The following is a 19,731-nucleotide window of genomic DNA, read 5'->3' on the forward strand; positions in this document are numbered from 1 at the left end:
ATGCCCATGAGCATTCCGACGCCGGAACCAGCCCCGCGCTGGCGCTCCTTGTTGTTCGTGCCCGCGCACGTGCCGCGCTTCATTGACGGCGCGCACAAGCGCGGTGCGGACGGGCTGGTCCTCGACTTGGAGGACGCCGTGCCGGCCGGCGAAAAAGCCGGTGCCCGCGACCGGCTGGCGGACGCGATCCGCGCGGTCTCCCGCGATGGCGCAGTGGCGATGGTCCGGGTCAATCACGGCCTGCGCGACCTCGTGCGCGACCTCGAGGCCGCGGTGGTGCCGGGGCTAACCGCGCTGGTCGTACCGAAGGTCGAGCATGCCGGCTACGTTGCGGAAGTGGCTGACGCAGTCGCTGGAATCGAGGCCGAGCGAGGTATGCTGCACGGTAGCGTACGCCTCGTCCTGCAGGTCGAGACGCCGGCGGCGTTCCCGCATCTCGATGCGATTGCTTCGCACCCCCGCATCGCGGCCATGACTCTTGGCCCCGAGGACTACGCCGCCGTGATGGGTGGCGTGCCTGATCCCGACACGTTGCTGGTGCCGAGTTTTGCCGTCCTGCGGGCGGCGCGGGCCGCAGGAATCTTACCTCTCGGCTTTATCGACAGCATCGGTGCCTACCGCGATTTGGACGCCTTTCGTGCGACGGTGGAGCGGGCCCGACGTTTTGGCTTCCGTGGTTCGCTCGCCGTGCACCCGGCGCAAGTGGCTATCCTCAACGAAGGATTCGGACCGACGGCGGCGGAGATCGATTGGGCGCGCCGCGTCGTAGCCGGCAACATCGCTGCACAGGCGGAGGGGCGCGGTGCATTCGAACTCGACGGGCGCATGATCGACGCTCCTGTGGTGCGCCGTGCCGCCGACATCCTGGCGTCCGCGAGCACCTGATGGCCGATACGGTCCGTGAGCTTCCCTCCGAGATTGCCGGCTATGGGGCGGTCCGGCCCTATACGGGCGCTTTCGACAATCTCGGCACTCTGCGGCGTGCCGTCCGGACGGTGCACGCCGCTCGGCCCGGAGCCGACAAAGTCCTGCCCGATATCGACGCCGCGATCCGCGCCTGCAGCCTGCGCGACGGCGCGGTGATCTCGTTCCACCATCATCTGCGCAACGGCGACGGCGTGCTCAACCGTGTCCTCGACGCAGTCGCGCGCGCGGGGCTGCGAGACATCACCGTGGCGGCCAGCGCGCTCTTCCCGGTCCACGCGCCGTTGATCGGCCATATCCGCAGCGGGGTCGTCATCGGCCTCGCCGCGAGCACAATCTACGGGCCCCTGGCGAAGGCAGTCTCGCACGGCATCCTGGCGCGTCCGGTGCTGATGTACACGCACGGGGGCAGGGCGCGCTGCATCGAATCTGGGGACCTCCGGATCGACGTGGCGTTCGTCGCCGCGCCCACCGCCGACGCCTACGGCAATCTCACAGGCGCGGTCGGCCGGGCAGCCTGCGGGCCGCTCGGCTACGCGGTGACGGACGCTCAAGGGGCCGAACGCGTCGTGGCGATCACCGACACCCTCGTGCCTTATCCCACGGTGCCGATCGAGATCGGCCAGGACTGGGTCGACTTCGTGGTGGCCGTGGATTCGATCGGCGACCCATCGCAGATCGTCTCAGGCACGACGCTGGCGACCACGAACCCGATCGCGCTCGGCATCGCAGACACGGCCGCCCGAGTCATCGCGGCATCCGGCCTCTTGAAGGACGGCTTTTCGTTCCAGACGGGGGCAGGGGGGGCCTCACTGGCGGCAGCTGCATACCTCGGGCGGATCATGTCTGAGCGGGGTGTGCAGGGGAGTTTCGCGGCGGGCGGCATCACGGCGGGCATCGTCGAGATGTTCGACGCCGGCCTGTTCCGCGCGCTGATGGATGTGCAGGCTTTCGACCACGCGGCGGTGGACAGCTTTCGCCGCAGCGAGGCGCATCAGACCATGTCGGCCTCGATGTATGCCAACCCGCACAACCGCGGCTGCGTCGTGAACCGCATCGATGCCACGATCCTCGGTGCTGCCGAGATCGACCGCGCCTTCGACGTGAACGTGACCACCGGGACCGACGGCGTTATTCTGGGCGGATCCGGAGGGCACGCCGATACCGCGGCGGGCGCCAAGCTGACCGTAATCACGACCTCGCTCGCCGCCGGGCGCCACGCAAAGGTGGTTGAACGTGTCACCACGCGCACCACGCCGGGCGAGACGGTGGATGTCGTCGTAACGGACGGCGGAATCGCCGTGAACCCACGTCGCCCGGAGCTGGCCGAGCGGCTCCACGCGGCTGGCCTACCGCTCACCACCATCGACGCATTGGCCAACCGTGCGGCGGAACTGGCGCCAGTTCCGCCCCGCGACCGAAGCCACGACGGTCGGATCGTAGCCGTCGTCGAGTACCGAGACGGGACGGTCATCGACGTCGTGCGTGCCGTTCCTGAGACATGAGAGTGCTCAATAGCCCAGCCGGTCAGCGCTGCACGGGACTGAATTAACGTGCTCGATGCCGGTGCCGTTACTGGTTCGGCGTCGGTGGGCGCGTGACATCCAGGGACTGGAGGCAGGCTCACGCAGGACGTGCCCGGCCCCCACGCGATGCGTTGACGGCAACGTTCGGACATCGAAATCAAAAACGTCCAGGGAACGAACCATGCAGACGATCGATCACGGCAGCTACAGTGACATCCGCGATGCGGTGCGAAGCCTCTGTGCGGAGTTCCCAGCGGAATACCACCGGAAGATCGACGAGGCGCGTGGCTACCCTGAGACATTCGTCGACGCGCTGACCAAGGCCGGCTGGATGGCCGCTCTCATCCCGGAGGAATACGGCGGTTCAGGTCTCGGGCTCACCGAGGCTTCTGTGATCATGGAGGAGATCAACCGCTCAGGCGGCAACTCGGGTGCCTGCCATGGGCAGATGTACAACATGGGCACTCTGATCCGGCACGGGTCGGAGGAGCAGAGACGCAAGTACCTGCCTCGCATCGCCGAGGGCGAATTGCGGCTCCAGTCGATGGGTGTGACCGAACCGACCGCCGGCACCGACACGACCCGCATCAAGACTCTCGCGGTTCGCAAAGGCGACCGCTACGTGATCAACGGGCAAAAGGTCTGGATCTCACGGGTTCAGCACTCTGACCTGATGATTCTGCTCGCCCGCACCACACCCTTGGATCAGGTTGCCAAAAAGTCCGAGGGCATGTCGATCTTCATCGTCGACCTGCACGAGGCTCAGAAAAAGGGCATGACGGTTCGACCGATCCTCAACATGGTCAATCACGAGACCAACGAGTTGTTTTTCGACGACCTGGAGATCCCCGCCGAAAATTTGATCGGCGAGGAAGGCCAGGGCTTCAAATACATCCTCACCGGGCTCAACGCCGAACGCACCCTGATCGCGGCCGAATGCATCGGCGACGGTTACTGGTTTATCGACAAGGTTACGGCCTACACCAAGGAGCGCCATGTCTTCGGCCGCCCGATCGGACAAAATCAGGGCGTGCAGTTCCCGATCGCCGAGAGCTTCATCGAGATCGAGGCGGCCAACCTGATGCGCTACGAGGCCTGCCGATTGTACGATGCGCACCAGCCCTGCGGCGCCCAGGCCAACATGGCCAAGTACCTCGCGGCGAAAGCGTCCTGGGAGGCGGCTAACGCCTGCATCCAGTTTCACGGCGGCTTCGGCTTCGCTGCGGAGTACGATGTCGAGCGCAAGTTCCGGGAGACCCGTCTCTACCAAGTCGCGCCGATTTCCACGAACCTGATCCTCTCCTACGTCGCCGAGCATATCCTCGGCCTGCCTCGGTCATTCTGATGTCGGCGCAGCTTCCCCTCGAGGGTCTCGTCGTCGTCGCGATCGAGCAAGCGGTGGCGGCCCCGTTCTGCACCGCCCGTCTCGCGGATGCGGGGGCGCGAGTGATCAAGGTCGAACGGCCGGAGGGCGATTTCGCCCGGGGCTACGACGACGTCGTGGCCGGCGGGCAGAGCAGCTATTTCGTGTGGCTCAACCGCGGCAAGGAATCCCGGACTCTCGATCTGTCCACGGACGCGGGCAGACGCGCACTGCGTGATCTGATCGTCGGAGCGGACGTGCTCGTGCAGAACCTCAAGCCCGGCGCCCTCGATCGGATGGGGCTTGGGGTCGAGACCCTGTGCGTGGAGTATCCCCGTCTGATCGCCTGCTCGATCAGCGGCTACGGCGAGACGGGGCCGCTCGCGAGCCGCAAAGCCTACGACTTGCTGATTCAGGCCGAGTCCGGCCTGTCCTCGATCACGGGGGGGCCAGACGAGCCGGCGCGCGTCGGCATCTCGATCGTGGACATCGCCACGGGCGCCACCGCGCAAGCGGCGATCCTGGAAGCGTTGATTGCCCGTGGCATTACCGGCCGCGGCGCCGATATTCGGATCTCGATGTTCGACGTGATGGCCGATTGGCTGACCGTGCCACTGTTGCATCACGAAGGTGGACGGTCGCCAAAGCGGGTCGGCCTCGCGCACCCGTCCATCGCCCCCTACGGCGTATTCAAAACGCGGGACGGCAAACAGATTCTGATCTCGATCCAGAGCGACCGGGAATGGGTGAAATTCTGCGCCCTACTTCTGTGCGACGACGCGGTGGCTAAGGACGAGCGCTTCGCTACCAACGTCGCGCGCACGCGCAACCGCGGCGAGACCGACGCCTTGGTCGCGCACGCCTTTGGGGGCCTCGACGAGGCCCAGGCGATAGCCCGGCTGACGGAGGCAGATACCGCTTTCGCGTCAGTCAACGATATGGAGGCGTTGGCGAGCCATCCGCACCTACGGCGGATCACCGTGGACACCTCGACCGGCCCCGTCGCCTTCCCGGCTCCGGCTGCCGTCGTGCGGGGCGAGGAGCGCACCTATGGCCCGGTCCCGGCACTTGGCCGATCGAACCTCCTCGACCCATGAACGATAGGCCGACCTCGCGACGACGGGTGATCCCATGAAGCGCAACTCGGAGCCGGTGGACATCGACCTTCTACGATCCTGGATCGGTCGGTCGCGCGAGAAGGCGGACCGGATCACGCCGCGCATCTTCGACGCATTCCACGCTACGTTCGGGCAGCTTCTGGCACCGGGGGAGGGAGATGTTGCTCCGCCAGCGCTCCATTGGTGTCTGGCGCCCGAAACGCCGCCGGCCGACGCCCTTGGGCCGGACGGACACGCGGCCAAGGGTGGGTTCCTGCCGCCAGTGCCACTTCCCCGAAGGATGTGGGCGGGTGGCACGGTCGAAACTCTCGACACCCTGCGCCTGGATGACTTGGTGACGCGCCGTGAGACGGTGCGGGACGTGGTCTTTAAGGAGGGCCGCAGCGGTCGCCTCTGCTTCGTAACAGTCGATCATGTCGTGTCGACGGCACGCGGCGTCGCCATCCGCGAACAGCAAGACATCGTCTACCGGGACAAGCCGGGCGCCTCATCGGTCGTGGCATCGACGCCGCAGCGAGACCTGCCGTCTGATTACGCAGAGACACGGTCGGTCGTGGCGACACCCACGCTCCTGTTCCGCTACTCAGCGATGACCTTCAATGGCCATCGCTTCCACTACGATCGCCCCTACGCCACCGAGGTGGAGGGCTACGCCGATCTAGTCGTGCATGGCCCCATCCAGGCGACGCTGCTAATGAATCAGGCCGCTCGGCTGATCGGCCACGTTCCGCGCCACTTCATGCACCGGGGCGTGTCCGCACTCACTGCCAACCAGACGTTTCGCATCTGTGGGCGCCTCGACGGCGAGGGCCGTTTTGACGGTGTGACGCTGGATCAGACCGACGGGGTTTGCATGCGGGCAGACGGCCACGGAGGGGCGGCATGAAGCCCTCGAGGTTCTCGCCGGAGCGCTGAACGACGTCCCCCTCTGACGGAGACGCGTCATGACCCTGTCCAACACGACCGATCAGACCCGGCTGTTTCGGTCAGCTGGCACTCTGGCTCGGACTGGAGATCTGAGGCGAGCCGTTCCTCACACCTTGCGGTCCGCCTACGTAAACTCGGTGATCGCCTTTCACCAATGCCGTTCGGCTTGCAAACTCGCGTTGTCCTACCCGCAGGGCAAGCGGCGAGGCGGCTCCCGGATATAGAGCGCCCCCACTGAGAGACGCCTCACTCTGATGAGAAGGGGTTTGAGGGGAGCAAAAGTGGTGCGAGAGGAGCTATCTGCTGTGCACAGCAGGACCAATCAGAAGATTTTAGATTTATTGTAAAAGTCAACCCCGCAACCAAGAGTGAGGCGCCGCCGACAAATTTATATCGGCGCTATTAAAATAGACCCAACATGCTTCATGTCAATATTAAACCTACGCACCAATTTATGTTGCGACCCCGCATATTAATCTAAAGACGCGCAATCGCAGATCATATCCTCGAACTGCGAGCCGTTTGCTGATTGAGGATTTAGCGGCGAGAATAAGCCCCGAGCGCGGTGGCAACACAGCGCCGACATCCCCAGCAAGCCGATTTCTGGCGCCGCGTCCAGCCGGTCGCTCAGGGGCGCCGGCTATGTGCCGGGAAGCGACGGTCACCGGTCAATCGTGTTCGAACGCGTTGTCGTGACATCATCGGCAGCTCAGTTGCAGACCTCCTTCGATTGCCGGTCCATCGGGAGCGACATTCGGCCAAATGCGTCGCTGAACCTGGACGGGGTGTCAGCCGTGCGACTGGACGAATTTGACTTTGCGGCGTCAGTTGTGCGGTCGAGATTGAAGCATAAAATCTAGAGGCGCCAGCATGCTACGACGTTTAGGGATTGTCGTTCGTCCTGCCCTCGCGGCTCCGTCAGGTCCGGATGAACCCCACATGGTCCAACGCGCTTCTGCGGGGGGATCGCGATGATCGCCGCGACCGACCCGACGGGGGCCGCCGCCTGCCCTTGCTGCCTGCAGCGCCGCGGCTTCATCCGCGGCCTCGCGGGCTTTGGAGCTGTCGCCGCGGCCATCACAATGGACACCGCACGCGCCGAGCCAGCGCCGCAGGGGCCCCGTTATACAGGCCTCGTGATCGACTGCCACGGACACTACACCACCGAGCCGCCGGCCCTGTTGTCTTGGCGCAAGCGTCAGATCGATGCCATCAACGACCCCGCTCAATCGCCGAGCCCGTCCAGTCTACGAGTGAGCGACGACGAGATCCGCGAGAGTGTGAGCGGGCGCCAGCTGAAGCTTCAGAGCGAGCGGGGCATCTCACTCGCCCTGTTCTCACCGCGGGCGGGGGGCATGGGCCACCATATTGGCACCGCGCGCACCAGCCTCGACTGGTCGATCGTATCGAATGACATGATCCACCGTGTCGCGAGCCTGATGCCGAAGAATTTCGTCGGCGTCTGCCAGCTGCCACAGACACCCGGCGTCTCGCCAAAAAACTGCACGGCCGAGCTGGAGCGCTGTGTAAATGATCTCGGCTTCGTCGGCTGCAACGTCAATCCAGACCCCTCGGGGGGCTACTGGACGGACCCACCTCTGTCCGATCGATTCTGGTACCCCCTCTGGGAGAAGATGGTGGAACTGGACGTGCCGGGCATGGTGCATGTCAGCGCCTCGGCCAATCCCAATTTCCACGCGACGGGCGCGCACTACATCAACGGTGACACCAGTGCGTTCATGCAGTTCGTCACCTCGGACCTCTTCAAGGACTTCCCGACGCTTCGCCTGATCATCCCCCACGGCGGCGGCGCTGTGCCCTACCATTGGGGCCGCTACAGAGGTCTCGCGCAGGACCTGAAGAGGCCGCCTCTGTCCGAGTTGATGCGCAACGTTTACTTCGACACCTGCGTCTATCATCAACCGGGCATCGACCTGCTGCTCAAAGTCGTGCCGCATGAGAATGTGCTGTTCGCCTCGGAGATGGTGGGCGCGGTGAACGGCACTGATCCTGAAACCGGCCACGCCTACGATGACACCAAGCGCTATGTCGATGCGGCTGAAGTGTCCGACACCGATCGGGCGAAGATCTACGCCGGAAATACATTGAAGGTCTATCCGCGACTCGCAAGCAAACTTAAATCGGCCGATCTGATGCCATAAACGAATATCCGATTTGATGACACAGATGGCCCGACAGAACGGCTTCTGTGCGACCGCGCGTTTGCCCGCTGGTCCGCGACGGGAGTCGATAGAGGCCGATCGATTCAGCTCCTCGGCATGGCCGATGCAGACGGATTGTGGCCAGCCTCCCCGGCCATGTTGAATGGGAATCCAGAATGGCGCTGCAAGAAGCATCCAGGTCGCCGGTCCGAGGCGGCCGCGTCGCGATCGCCGGCCTCGGCACGGTCGGGCGCGCCGTAGCGCGGGCGCTCGACGGGGGCGCTATACCGGGACTGAGCCTGACCGCCGTCGCGGTCCGCGACGCCGCTAAGGCTCGCGCCGAACTCGCGGCGCTGGCCGAGCCGCCCGAGGTCGTCACCGCGTTCGACGCCCTGGAGCCGCGGGCCGATATCGTTCTGGAATGCGCACCATCCCAGCACCTCCCCGCGATCGTGCGGCCGTTCGTGAGGGCGGGCAAGACGGCCGTCGTGCTGAGCTGCGGAGCGCTCCTCGACAACGAGGACCTCGTGGAGCTCGCCCGCGCCCACGGGGGGCAGATCGTCGTCCCGACTGGCGCGCTGCTCGGCCTCGACGCCGTGACGGCCGCCGCGGAGGGCACGATCCACACGGTGCGCATGATTACCCGCAAGCCCGTGCGCGGGCTTGTCGGCGCGCCCTACCTCGTTGAAAACGGCATCGAGATCGCTGGGATCACCGAGCCGATGCGGGTTTTTGCCGGCAGCCCACGCGAGGCGGCCCGCGGGTTTCCGGCAAACCTCAACGTCGCGGTCGCGCTCTCGCTCGCCGGCATCGGACCGGATCGGACTGAGCTCGAGATCTGGGCCGACCCCATCCTCGACCGCAACACCCACCGCATCGAGGTCGAGGCCGACGCGGCGCGATTCTCGATGACGATCGAGAACGTGCCGACTGATGAGAACCCCCGCACGGGTCGCATCACCGCTCTGTCGGTCATCGCCTACCTGCGCAAGCTCGCCGCCCCGCTCAGGGTCGGGACCTAAAGGACCCATCCGGGCTGGCACGCCCTGTGCTGCCACGCTCACGCGCTTGGGCCAAAGGCCGCGCGCGGTTGTCTCTCAGATCCCGGAGCGGTCCGTGACATCGGCGAGCGGTGAGATCCTGTCCGAGATCGAGCGGGTAACGATGCGGCGCGTGACGATGCGGCTCATGCCGCTCCTGATGCTGGGCTTCCTCGTCGCCTTCATCGACCGCGTCAACGTCGGCTTCGCCGCCCTGCAGATGAACGCCGATGCCGGCCTGTCGTCCTCGGTCTTCGGCCTGGGCGCCGGTCTCTTCTTCGTCGCCTATTTCCTGTTCGAGGTGCCCTCCAACCTGATGCTCGAGCGGTTCGGTGCCCGCCTCTGGCTGGCCCGCATCATGATCACCTGGGGACTCATCTCCGCGGCCACCGCGTTCGTCATCGGCCCACTCTCGTTCTGCACGGTGCGCTTCCTGCTCGGCGCGGCGGAGGCCGGCTTCTATCCCGGCGTGATCTTCTACCTGACGCGCTGGTTCCCGAAGGCCTACCGCGCCCGCGTGATCGCCCTCTTCGCGGTGGCCGTGCCCCTGTCGAACTTCGTCGGCTCGCCGATCTCGGCGGCCCTGCTCGGGCTCGACGGCTGGCTGGGTCTGCGCGGCTGGCAGCTGATGTCAATCGTCGAGGCGGCGCCGGCCGTGGTTCTCGGCCTGCTCGTCCTGCGATTTCTGCCGGAGGGGCCGGACCGAGCGCCCTGGCTCGACGAGGCGCAGCGCGGTTGGCTGATTGGACGCCTGGCCGCGGAGCGCGCGGAGCAGCCAACAGTGCGGCCTTCCGTCTGGCGGGTGATCTCCGATCGGCGCGTGATGGCGGCGGGCTTAATCTTCGCCGGAAGTGTCGGCGCGAGCGCGTGCCTGTCGATCTGGCAGCCACAGATCTTCAAGTCCTACGGCCTCACGACGATGGAGATCGGCATGCTCAACTCGGTGCCGTTCGGGATCGCGGCCGGGCTGATGGTGCTCTGGGCCCGACGCTCGGACCGTACGGGGGAACGAGCTTGGCACGTCGCCGGGCCTCAGGCGCTCACCGCACTCTGTCTCGCGGCAGCGCTGGCTGCGCAGGGGCTCTGGCCGACAGTCGGGATCCTGTTCCTGGCAATCCTTGGGACCTACGCAGTCAAAGGCCCGTTTTGGGCGCTGGTCACGGAATGGCTGCCGCCGGGCGCGTCCGCGGCCGGGATCGCGCAGGTCAACGCCATCGGCAACCTCGGCGCCTTCATCGGAACGTATCTGATGGGCGTGATCAAGGACGCGAGCGGCAGCTACGCGCTGGGCTTGCTGCCGCTCGCGCTGGTCACGGCCACGGGCGCCGCGCTCGCGTTGGGACTGGGCCGCACGCGCCCCCCGTTGATCCCCGTCCTGCCAGGCGAGCAGGCGTAGAACATAAACGACGCCCTGCACCGCGGTTCGGGCGGGAGTTCCGCGAGACGATGTCAGCAGCACGCCCTAGCTTCGATTACCGCCCGCTCTTCGCCATCTAGCCGACAGCCCGGCATCACCGTCCGGGAGTGCTGCCCCCCGGGCGATTGGGCGGCGATGCCGCGAGGAGACGCGTCCGGGTACCACTGGGTCCCGCATCACCGGGGCCGCGCTCGGACGGGGGAGGGCTCCCCCAATAAGGGACAGACAACGGCGGACGCGACACACGGTTTGTGGAGCACGGCGCTCCGTGCTGCAAAATCAAGCGCGCCCCGCTGGTCCGCAAGACGGAGGCGTCGCGCCCAAGGAGAGATGCCATGCGCCGAGCTCAGCTTCTGTCGATCGCTTGCTGTACGACCGTGCTGAGCACGCCCGCGGCGGCCGCCGACATCCGCGTGCTCGCAACGGGCGTCTACGCGTCGAGCCTGCGCGACCTCATCGCGTTGTTCGAGCGGCAGACCGGCGACCACCTCGTCCTGACGATCACCAATGCGGGCGGCGTCCTCGCCAAGCTTGCCGCGCACGAAGACGCCGACGTGGTCATGACCGCCTTGGCCGGCGTCGACACGCTCGTCGCGCGCGGGGACGTTCGCGCGGAGACCAAGGTCGAAGTCGCACGCATGCGGCTCGGCGCCGCCGTCAAGTCTGGGACCGCTCTCCCCGACCTGACGGGCGAGGCGGGTTTTCGTGCGACGCTCCTCGCGGCACCCACCGTGGCCTACATCGATCCGAGGGGTGGCGGCACGTCGGGCGCCTTCTTCGACGTGATGTTGACGCGACTCGGGCTCATCGATGCGGTGCACGCGAAGGCAGTTCTCTGCACCACCGGAGCCGAGGTCGCCGCAGCCGTCGCCTCGGGCAGGGGGACGATCGGCCTGACACAAGCCAGCGAACTCATCGACGCACCCGGAGTGGCGTTCGCGGGCTTCCTGCCCGACGCCCTCAACGCGAGTACGCCCTACGCCGCCGCCGTCACGACGCGGACTCAGGTCCAGCGTTCGGCACGCGCCTTCATCGCCTTCGTGACGGGCCCGACCGGCAGCGCCCGGCTGAAGCAAGCGGGTTGGAACGTCCCACCGCACTGAGCGGAGCACCCGTACCAGCAAGGCATCATCAAGGGGTTCAGCGGTCTCGATCAATCGGCGATGAAGTCGAGCAGGCAGGTATTGAACGCCTCCGCGCTGTCGAGAGACGAGATATGCGCCGCCCCAGGAATGACCGTGAACCGCGCACCGGCCACGGCGTTGCTGACCTCGCGCGCGACGGCGGGCGGAAACAGCTTATCCTCCTCGCCCGCGATCACCAGGGTGGGATGCGTGATGGTCCGGAGGCGACCGGCGACGTCGAACGCGCGCATGCCGAGGGCAACGTTCGCGAGCGAGGATCCGTTATGTCGCTCGGCTAAGCGGCACCACGTCGCGAAGGTCGCTCGTCCGGCCGAGCTCTGCCGGTACGCCGCATTGAGCATCACAGGCCACGTCGCCTGAAAACGCTTGAGTGGCCCGCCCGGCTGACAAAACATTTCTACCCAGCCGGCGACAAGATCCGCCGTCGCCGGGTCGTTGAACGCAGCCCGCGAGTTCGCGACGACGAGCCGGTCAATCCGCTGCGGCTGCTCGAGCGCGAGCGTCAGCGCGATCATGCCCCCGAGCGACAACCCGCAGACCGAGACGCGCTCGAGCGCGAGATGGTCGAGCAACCCGATGACGTCTCGAGTCAGATCGTCCACGGTCGTGACGTCGGTTGCCGGATCCGACAGGCCGTGCCCGCGGAGATCGGGCACGATCACGCTGTAGCCGGCGAATACCAAAGCGGCGACCTGGTTCATCCAGGACCAGCCGGCGTTTGTGAACCCGTGGATCAGCATCACCGGGTCGCCCCGGCCGAGCAGTTCGTAGTGCAGCCGGCGTCCGTCGCGTTCGAAGTGCGGCATCGTCTCAGACCTGACCTGTCGTACCGGAGAGTTCCGCCGTGACCGCTTCCAGCGATTTACCGCGGGTCTCGTAGCCGAGGAGGTAGCCCCCGACGCCTCCGATCAGCAGCAGCATGCCCAGGGCGGTGAAGAAGGCGTAATTGGGGGCGCCGTTACCCAGCATCCATCCGAGCGCCGGCGCCGCGACGATCCCGCCGATCCGCTGCCAGGCCGCGGCCCAGCCCGTCCCGACGGCGCGGTACCGCGTCGGGTAGACCTCGCTCGTGTAGGCGAAGAGTGGTCCGCCCGCACCACCCGAGGCGAAGAACGCCGTCAGCGCGCCGAGCCCAAGGATCGACCAGGACTCGGTGGCCTGCCCCCAAGCGAACATGAGGAGACCACCGATGCACAGGAACACCGGGACGGTCGTGCGCCGCCCCCAGCGATCCAGCAGCAGGCCGCCCGCGATGTTGCCCAGCGCGCCCGTCCCCGCAATCAGGCCGGTGAAGGCGAAGCTCTTCACGACCGGAAAGCCCATGCGTGCGAAAATCGACGGCAGCCAGATCGCCACAGCGAAGAACACCGCCCCGCCGGTGAGTTGCATCAGCCAAATGCTCGCGGTCGGTCGGAAGTAGCCGCCGCGCAGGATCGCGCTCAGGCGTGCCGGCTCGGCCGGCGGTCGATGGACGGTCGGCGGCAGCGTCCGCGGGTCGACGGTGCTGAGGCCGTCAACGATGCGGTCGGCTTCGTCGAGGCGACCGCGAGCGATGAGGAAGCGAACGGATTCGGGCAAAAGCGCCCAGAGCACGATCAGTACGAGGCCGGGAACGGCTCCCGCGATGAACATCCCCCGCCACGTGAACGCCGGGATGACGAGGAGGGCGACCATCGCCGCGATGAAGCTTGAGCCCTGCCAAAACGCAACGGTCGAGGCGAGCATGAGCCCGCGTCGGCGGGCCGGGATGAATTCGGAGAGGTACGTGAACACGAGCGGCACCTCCGCGCCCAGTCCGATGCCCTGAAGGATCCGCAGCACCAGGAGCGAGTCATGGCTCCAGGCGAACGCGACGGCGCAGCTGAGGACGCAGTAGGCAGCGATCGAGCCGACCATCGTCCATTTGCGCCCGAACCGATCGGCGAGGAAGCCGACACAGGTCGAGCCGATCAGCATGCCGATGAAGACGCTGGAAGCCAGGACGCCGGCCTCGGCCGGGCTCAGCGTGAAGGCCGCGACGATGCCGGGCAACGCGAAGCCCATCATGTTGATGTCGAAGCCGTCGAACAAATGGCCGAGCGCGGCGGTCACGTACATGCGCCAGTGCTTCGCCGTGAAATCCGACCGGTCGAGGCTCTCAAGCAACTGGCCCGCTTGTACTTGCGTCATCATCAGCTCGACGGTGATCGAATAATCGGATGCTCGACTGGGTATCTTCGTGAGAACGGTGTCGTTCGCAGTTGCGCGCCTCAGCCCTGATCTCATCAGCCTGAGTTCAAGAGATCCTCAGCACCACCGGGCGCGTCTAGCGCACGCGGTTCTACGGGTTGCGCGGCGAGGGGCTCATTGGGCCCCTCGGTCGAGCCGCTGGCCTGGGCCGCTTCCACCAGCACTGCCTCTCACCAGCCTTGGTTTGGTCGGATGTTGTAGCCCGGCGGCTGCGTTCGCTCGATCGCCGCAGCCGTTCGCACCACGTCGGCCTCGCCCAGAGTGCGGCCGACGATTTGGAGACCGACCGGCATGCCGTCCGGGGCAAGGCCCGCGCAGACGGAGGCCGCAGGCTGACCAGTGAGGTTGAAGGGATAAGTGTAGAACGCCCAGGAGACGAGGCTGCGGTCGCCGAGCCCCTCGGGGATGTTCCGGCCGGCCTCCAGGGACGAGATCGGCAGGGTCGGCGAGAGCAGGACGTCATGGTCCGCAAAGAAGCGGACCATGCGGTCACGCAGCGCGTAGCGCGCGAAAACCGTCTCGTAGTACCCACGCATCTCCTGGGCGAGCGCGGCGTCGAGCACGTCGGCGACCGCCGGATCGAGCAGGTCGCGGCGGGTCTCGAGGATGCCGCGCAGCCTGGTCCCGATGCCGGCGTAGAATTCCGCGGTCCAGAGATCTGCCGGGTCGGTCTCGAAGACGGTGTCGATCTCCTCGACCACCGCGCCCTGGTCGGCGAGCGCCAGGGCGGCCGTGCGGGCGATCGCGGCAACCTCCGGATCGGGACGGGCGTAGCCGAGGGTCGCGCTCCAGGCGACGCGCAGGCCGGCCACTGAAGCTTGCGCAGCGCCGAGAAGATCGGGCACCGGGCCAGCCACCGCGAAGGGATCGCGCGGGTCGTAGCCGGATATCGCAGTCGTTAGCAGGGCCGCATCGACCACGTTGCGTGCGAGGGAGCCTACATGGGCCAGCGTCGGCGTCGCCGATGTTGGCCAGACCGGCACGCGCCCGAACTGGGCCTTGAGTCCTACGAGCCCGGTGAGCGAGGCCGGGATGCGCAAGGATCCGCCGCCGTCCGTCCCCACGGCAAACGGCGTGATCCCGGCCGCCACCGAGGCGGCCGCGCCGGCGCTCGATCCGCCCGGCGTCTTTTCGAGATTCCAGGGATGTCGGGTGATTCCGGTGAGCGGCGAGTCGCCCACCGGCTTGGCCCCAAATTCACTTGTCGTGGTCTTGCCGATGATGATCGCGCCCGCAGCCCGCAGCCGCTCGACGGAGGGGGCATCAGCGGCCGCAATATTGCCCGCCATGGCGCGCGAGCCCGAAGCATAGGGCACGCCTGCTACCGCGATCAGATCCTTCACCGAGACCGGTAGACCATGGAGGAGCCCGAGGACTCCACCGCGCATCACCGCCTCCTCGGACCGCCGGGCGGCGGCGCGGGCCTCGTCCCCCATCAGGTGGCAGAATGCATTTAGCGTCGCTTGGCTGGACTCTGCCAGCGAGAGGGCTCGCGCAGTCAGCTCAACCGGGGAGACCGCGCGCGTCGCGACGAGCCGGCGCAACTCGAGCGCGGTCATGAAGTCGAATTCGGCCGTCATCGAACCACCCTCCCGTCTTGGGCGGCGCCCAAGAGGCGCCGCGATCGAGTCAGTCGTTGACGATGGCGAAGGCGCGTACCGGCGAGCCGGACCCGCCCTTGAACTTCAGGGGCACGCCGAAGAACTGGACCTCGCCCTTGCCCAGGAGTTCCTCCAGGTTCACCAGCCACTCCCAGTGGCTCATGCCGAGGTCTCGGCACAGACGGTGCTGGGCGAAAATGTTGTCGCTCGGCTTGTCGGTGGAGGGACCCTCGACGCCTTGCATCTTCGAGCCACGCGCGTGCAGCCACTTGGTTGCCTCCGCGGTGAGCAGCGGATTCTTCCAGACCGAGTCGGGCCCCGGGTAGTTGCGAGCGTGGAAGCCGGTGCAGAGCAGGACGATGTGACCATCGATCTTCACGCCGCTCTTGGCCTCAGCCGCCTCCATATCGGCGACCGTGATGTCGCCGAGGTCGGGGATGTGGCGCAGGTCGAAGCACACCGCCTTACCCATGAACATCTCAAGCGGCATCTCGTCGACCGGTTGGCCGTTCGGGTTCACGTGGAGGAACGCATCGACGTGCGTGCCGACATGGTCCAGCATCGCGATGAAGTTCGTCTGGAACGTCATTGCGTCGCCGGGGACGCCGAGTTCAAGGGCAGCGGAGCTCTCGTGGCTGAGATGGGTGGTGAGCACCGGCCTCTGAAAGAGCTTGTGGGCCGGCATGTTGTCCTCGATCAGGAGGCTCAGGTCGACGACGCGCTGGGGCATGACGGTTCCTTATCGGGCATGAGAGACCGTTCGCAGCGCCGCCTGGTGCCGCGTCGGATCGGGTCTTCGAGGTGTCGTTCTCAGGCGGCTTTCTTCTTGCCGAGGAAGGTTTCCATGACCTCCGGATCGCGGGCGAGAAGCACGCTCGGGCCGTCCCGCACCACGCGCCCCTGTGCCACCACGAAGGCGTGGTCGGCGATGGCGAGCGCGTAGGATGCGAGCTGCTCGACGAGAAGAATGGTGAGGCCCTGCCGGTTGAGGTCGCGCAGGACGCCGATCAGTTGCTCGACGATCCGGGGGGCGAGGCCGAGCGAGAGTTCGTCGATGACGAGGAGGTCGGGCTCGGCCATCAAGCCGCGGGCGATGGCCAGCATTTGCTGCTCGCCGCCCGACATGCTGCCTGCGGGCTGACGAAGACGCTCACGCAGCCGCGGAAACAGGGCGAGCGATCGTTCCAGGGTCTCCTTCGACCGCATCGTCTTCAGACCGCCGTGGGCATAGGCGCCCAGGATGAGGTTGTCCTCGACCGTTTGGTCGGGGAAGATCAGCCGCCCCTCCGGCACCATCACGAGGCCACGGGCCACCTTGGCGTGGGCGGCAAGCCGCGTGATCTCCTCCCCCTTGAACAGGACACGCCCGGCGCTCGGCCGCACAAGCCCGGTGAGGCCGCGCATCAGGGAAGTCTTGCCGGCCCCATTGTTGCCGATCACAGCGACGAGCTGGCCGCGGCGAACGCTCAAGCTGGCGCCGCGCAGCGCGGTGACCGCGCCGTATCGCACCTCCAGGTCATCGACCGAGAGAAGGGGAGCGTCGGTCATCAAGCAGCCTCCTCGCTGAGGATGGTGGAAGGGCCGCCGAAATAGGCCTCGATCACCCGCGGATCGGCCTGCACGACGTCCGGCCGATCGCTCGCGATGATCTGACCATAGTCGAGTACCGTCACGGTATCGGCGACTGCCATGATCAGGTCGACGTGGTGCTCGATGAGCAGCACCGACACACCAAGTCCGGCGATCTTGCGGATCATGACCTCCAGCTCGTCGATTTCCCCGGTGGTCAAGCCGGCGGCGGGCTCGTCGAGGAGAAGCAGGCGAGGTCGTGTGGCGAGCGCCCGGGCGATCTCCAGACGGCGTTGATGGCCAAAGGGCAGATAGCGCGCCTGCTCGTTAGCCGCGTCCGTGAGGCCGACGAAGTCGAGCAGGCCGATGGCTGCAGCGTGGCAAGCAGCCTCTTCGCGGCGGAAGCGGGGCGTGCGCAGGATCGCGCTCGGCAAACCGTAGCCAAGATGAGGGAAGCCGCCGACCATAACGTTCTCCAGCACCGTCATCTGTCCGAACAGCTCGGTGTTCTGGAAGGTACGGGCCAGGCCACGCCGGGCGATGTCGTGGACCTTCCGACCGGCGAGTTCGGTGCCGTCGAGACGCACACCACCGTCGCTCGGCCGGTAGAAACCCGAGATCGTGTTGACGAAAGTTGACTTGCCGGCACCGTTCGGACCGATCAAGGCGTGGATCTCACCGGGAGCGACCCGGACAGTTGCCGCGTCGAGAGCCGTCAGGCCACCGAAGCGGACGGTGAGACCGTTCGTCTCCAGCGCGGCGGGTGCACGCCCAGCCAGGATCGCGCTGGCGGCCGTACCGTCAGCCGGGTCGACACCGCGCGGACCCGGGCGCAGCCGGGCGTAGACATTGCCGAGCGTGCCGAGGATGCCGCCTGGCAGTCCGAACATCACGGCGAGGAGCAGCGCGCCGTAGGCGAACTTCTGCCACTCCGCAAAGCGCTGCAGAACCTCCGGCAGGTAGGTGAGGATGAAGGCCCCGAGCACCGGCCCGAAGGTCGAGGCCGCTCCGCCCAGGATCACCATCAGCAGGAAGCGAACGGAATCCGAGAACGTGAAAATGTCGGGCGAGATGTAGGCGTTGAGGAAGGCATAGAAACTGCCGGCCACGCCCGCCGTCACAGCTGCGACCGCGAAGGCAAGCGTCCGGATGCCCGTCGCGCCGATCCCGAGGCTGCGCGCCGCGGTCTCACTCTGAGAGACAGCCAGCATCGCCCGGCCGTAGCCAGAGTGCTTCAGGTTGTGCGTCGCGAGCGTCCCCAGGAAGAGGGTGACGGCGAGCACGGCGTAGAAGGCGTAACCCGATAGGGGGTAACCAAGTAGGTTCGGGCCTGGGATGCCGCTGAGCCCGGTGGTGCCGCCGGTCAGCCCCTGCCACTCGATCGCGACGTTCTCGACGATGAGTCCGAAGGCGATCGTCACCACGGCGAGATAGACGCCGCGGACGCGCACGCTCGGATAAGCGAGCGCCGCGCCAAAGACCCCCGCCACGACAGCAGCGCCAAGGCTCGCGAGCACGAGGTCCAGGCCGAGACGGATCGCCAGGATCGCGCCGGCATAGGATCCAAGCGCGAACAGTCCCGCCTGCCCGAGCGAAACGAGGCCGGTGAGGCCGACCAGGACGTTCAGACCGACCGCGATCAGGCCGTAGATCAGGAACAGCATGAACAGGCGTAGCTCGTACTCGTTGCCGGAGGTGAGCGGCACGGCGACGAGGATCGCGGCGAATAGCGCGAAGCCGATGAGGTGGAGAGCCTTCATACCTTGAAGATCTCCCGGCGACCGAACAGGCCCTGAGGGCAGGCGAGCAGCACCAAGATCATCACGCTGAAGCCGACGATCTCGCGGGCCGCCGTCGAGACGTAGCCTTCGACGAACTTCTCCATGATGCCAAAAGCGAGGCCGGCCACGACGACGCCTGGCCCGCTGGTGATCCCGCCGATGATCGCGACCGCGAAACCCTTGAGACCCAGGAGCACGCCCATGCTGGCCGAAGCCTGGATCACGGGGGCAACAAGTACGCCCGCTCCAGCGCCAAGCAGGGCGGCAAGACCGAAAGAGAACATCACGATCCGGTCGACGTCGATGCCCATAAGGGCCGCGGCTTGGCGGTTGTGGGCGACCGCTTGCATCGCACGCCCTACGAGCGTGTGCCGCTGCATCAGGTGCAGACCGATCATCGCCAGCACTGCGACAGCCGGGATCACCAGTTCCTGAGGATAGACGCCCGCTCCGAAGACCGAGATTGCTCGGGCGACGCCAGGCGAGGGCAGCGGGCGTGAGAAGCCGCCGAACTGCATGGTGGCGAGAGCTTCCGCCATGATGCCGACCGCGATGGTGGTGAGCATCCAGCCGATCGAGGCGTTAGCGCCGATGAATGGCCGCACCGCAAGGCGCTCCAGCACGACGCCGAATACTCCCCCCGCCAGAACTGCCAGTAGGCAGGCGAGCGGCAGCGGAATGCCGGCGTCAAGGCCCATCACGGCGATCACGGCGCCGATCATCAGAGTATCGCCGTGGGCAAAGTTCACGGCCTTGGCAGCCGACCACATGATGTGGAAGCCGAGCGCGACCAAGGCGTAGATGCCCCCGATCGCCAAGCCCGAAAGGGTATACTGCAGGGCGGTCGTCATGACTGCGCGGGCCTCTCAATGCGAAGCGTGCAGAGCGTCCACAGGAGTCGGGGCGGTCCGGCCCGGCGAGGGGGATCC

General features: G+C 66.5%; 16 protein-coding genes. 9 read left to right on the forward strand and 7 right to left on the reverse strand.

Features of this window, described 5'->3' with window-relative positions; all coding sequences use genetic code 11:
* Positions 1–6: 6 nt before the first annotated feature.
* The 9 genes from ACYQPG_RS17315 (at position 7) to ACYQPG_RS17355 (ending at position 11,580) form a co-directional block, all read left to right on the forward strand.
* Complete coding sequence (locus ACYQPG_RS17315; protein WP_461231339.1) at positions 7–885, forward strand: HpcH/HpaI aldolase/citrate lyase family protein; 879 nt, start codon at positions 7–9, stop codon at positions 883–885.
* Entirely contained in the window at positions 885–2,429 is a 1,545-nt protein-coding gene (gene citF, locus ACYQPG_RS17320) for a citrate lyase subunit alpha (RefSeq protein WP_461231340.1), read from the forward strand. Before ACYQPG_RS17315 ends, citF begins: the two co-directional genes overlap by 1 nt.
* A 202-nt stretch (positions 2,430–2,631) precedes the next feature.
* Complete coding sequence (locus ACYQPG_RS17325; RefSeq protein ID WP_461231341.1) at positions 2,632–3,795, forward strand: acyl-CoA dehydrogenase family protein; 1,164 nt, start codon at positions 2,632–2,634, stop codon at positions 3,793–3,795.
* Positions 3,795–4,910, forward strand: a complete 1,116-nt coding sequence (locus ACYQPG_RS17330; protein WP_461231342.1) for a CaiB/BaiF CoA transferase family protein — start codon at positions 3,795–3,797, stop codon at positions 4,908–4,910. Before ACYQPG_RS17325 ends, ACYQPG_RS17330 begins: the two co-directional genes overlap by 1 nt.
* A 34-nt stretch (positions 4,911–4,944) precedes the next feature.
* A complete protein-coding gene (locus ACYQPG_RS17335; protein WP_461231343.1) occupies positions 4,945–5,817 on the forward strand; it encodes an HTD2 family dehydratase in 873 nt (290 codons plus the stop codon).
* Between the two features lie 1,123 nt (positions 5,818–6,940).
* Positions 6,941–8,020, forward strand: coding sequence for an amidohydrolase family protein (locus tag ACYQPG_RS17340; RefSeq protein WP_246689958.1), 1,080 nt, complete (start codon positions 6,941–6,943; stop codon positions 8,018–8,020).
* 176 nt (positions 8,021–8,196) lie between these two features.
* A complete protein-coding gene (locus ACYQPG_RS17345) occupies positions 8,197–9,042 on the forward strand; it encodes an aspartate dehydrogenase (RefSeq protein ID WP_461231344.1) in 846 nt (281 codons plus the stop codon).
* Positions 9,043–9,136: 94 nt separating this feature from the next.
* Positions 9,137–10,456 carry an MFS transporter gene (locus tag ACYQPG_RS17350; protein WP_461231345.1) on the forward strand — a complete coding sequence of 440 codons (1,320 nt, stop codon included), beginning with the start codon at positions 9,137–9,139 and terminating at the stop codon, positions 10,454–10,456.
* A 356-nt stretch (positions 10,457–10,812) separates the two neighbouring features.
* Entirely contained in the window at positions 10,813–11,580 is a 768-nt protein-coding gene (locus ACYQPG_RS17355; protein ID WP_461231346.1) for a molybdate ABC transporter substrate-binding protein, read from the forward strand.
* Positions 11,581–11,630: 50 nt separating this feature from the next.
* Here the strand turns inward: ACYQPG_RS17355 and ACYQPG_RS17360 are convergent, their stop codons facing one another.
* The 7 genes from ACYQPG_RS17360 to ACYQPG_RS17390 form a co-directional block, all read right to left on the reverse strand.
* The gene (locus ACYQPG_RS17360) at positions 11,631–12,428 is read right to left on the reverse strand and encodes an alpha/beta fold hydrolase (protein WP_147941365.1); all 798 of its coding nucleotides are present in this window, start codon (positions 12,426–12,428) and stop codon (positions 11,631–11,633) included.
* Positions 12,429–12,432: 4 nt separating this feature from the next.
* Complete coding sequence (locus ACYQPG_RS17365) at positions 12,433–13,791, reverse strand: MFS transporter (protein WP_461231347.1); 1,359 nt, start codon at positions 13,789–13,791, stop codon at positions 12,433–12,435.
* Between the two features lie 230 nt (positions 13,792–14,021).
* Positions 14,022–15,431: an amidase family protein gene (locus ACYQPG_RS17370; protein ID WP_461231348.1), complete on the reverse strand. Its 1,410-nt coding sequence runs from the start codon at positions 15,429–15,431 to the stop codon at positions 14,022–14,024.
* Between the two features lie 49 nt (positions 15,432–15,480).
* Positions 15,481–16,182 carry a cyclase family protein gene (locus ACYQPG_RS17375; RefSeq protein WP_461231349.1) on the reverse strand — a complete coding sequence of 234 codons (702 nt, stop codon included), beginning with the start codon at positions 16,180–16,182 and terminating at the stop codon, positions 15,481–15,483.
* An 80-nt stretch (positions 16,183–16,262) separates the two neighbouring features.
* Positions 16,263–17,000, reverse strand: coding sequence for an ABC transporter ATP-binding protein (locus ACYQPG_RS17380; protein WP_461231350.1), 738 nt, complete (start codon positions 16,998–17,000; stop codon positions 16,263–16,265).
* A complete protein-coding gene (locus tag ACYQPG_RS17385; RefSeq protein WP_461231351.1) occupies positions 17,000–18,781 on the reverse strand; it encodes a branched-chain amino acid ABC transporter ATP-binding protein/permease in 1,782 nt (593 codons plus the stop codon). Before ACYQPG_RS17385 ends, ACYQPG_RS17380 begins: the two co-directional genes overlap by 1 nt.
* Positions 18,778–19,653: a branched-chain amino acid ABC transporter permease gene (locus ACYQPG_RS17390; protein ID WP_147897448.1), complete on the reverse strand. Its 876-nt coding sequence runs from the start codon at positions 19,651–19,653 to the stop codon at positions 18,778–18,780. Before ACYQPG_RS17390 ends, ACYQPG_RS17385 begins: the two co-directional genes overlap by 4 nt.
* Positions 19,654–19,731: the final 78 nt, after the last annotated feature.

The organism is Methylobacterium sp. CM6246 (assembly GCF_054818005.1).

Excerpts from the sequence above, each read along its gene's own strand:
- ACYQPG_RS17315 (WP_461231339.1), top strand. The coding sequence starts at position 7 with ATGAGCATTCCGACGCCGGAACCAGCCCCGCGCTGGCGCTCCTTGTTG.
- citF (WP_461231340.1), top strand. The coding sequence starts at position 885 with ATGGCCGATACGGTCCGTGAGCTTCCCTCCGAGATTGCCGGCTATGGG.
- ACYQPG_RS17325 (WP_461231341.1), top strand. The coding sequence starts at position 2,632 with ATGCAGACGATCGATCACGGCAGCTACAGTGACATCCGCGATGCGGTG.
- ACYQPG_RS17330 (WP_461231342.1), top strand. The coding sequence starts at position 3,795 with ATGTCGGCGCAGCTTCCCCTCGAGGGTCTCGTCGTCGTCGCGATCGAG.
- ACYQPG_RS17335 (WP_461231343.1), top strand. The coding sequence starts at position 4,945 with ATGAAGCGCAACTCGGAGCCGGTGGACATCGACCTTCTACGATCCTGG.
- ACYQPG_RS17340 (WP_246689958.1), top strand. The coding sequence starts at position 6,941 with ATGGACACCGCACGCGCCGAGCCAGCGCCGCAGGGGCCCCGTTATACA.
- ACYQPG_RS17345 (WP_461231344.1), top strand. The coding sequence starts at position 8,197 with ATGGCGCTGCAAGAAGCATCCAGGTCGCCGGTCCGAGGCGGCCGCGTC.
- ACYQPG_RS17355 (WP_461231346.1), top strand. The coding sequence starts at position 10,813 with ATGCGCCGAGCTCAGCTTCTGTCGATCGCTTGCTGTACGACCGTGCTG.
- ACYQPG_RS17360 (WP_147941365.1), bottom strand. The coding sequence starts at position 12,428 with ATGCCGCACTTCGAACGCGACGGACGCCGGCTGCACTACGAACTGCTC.
- ACYQPG_RS17365 (WP_461231347.1), bottom strand. The coding sequence starts at position 13,791 with ATGACGCAAGTACAAGCGGGCCAGTTGCTTGAGAGCCTCGACCGGTCG.
- ACYQPG_RS17370 (WP_461231348.1), bottom strand. The coding sequence starts at position 15,431 with ATGACGGCCGAATTCGACTTCATGACCGCGCTCGAGTTGCGCCGGCTC.
- ACYQPG_RS17375 (WP_461231349.1), bottom strand. The coding sequence starts at position 16,182 with ATGCCCCAGCGCGTCGTCGACCTGAGCCTCCTGATCGAGGACAACATG.
- ACYQPG_RS17380 (WP_461231350.1), bottom strand. The coding sequence starts at position 17,000 with ATGACCGACGCTCCCCTTCTCTCGGTCGATGACCTGGAGGTGCGATAC.
- ACYQPG_RS17385 (WP_461231351.1), bottom strand. The coding sequence starts at position 18,781 with ATGAAGGCTCTCCACCTCATCGGCTTCGCGCTATTCGCCGCGATCCTC.
- ACYQPG_RS17390 (WP_147897448.1), bottom strand. The coding sequence starts at position 19,653 with ATGACGACCGCCCTGCAGTATACCCTTTCGGGCTTGGCGATCGGGGGC.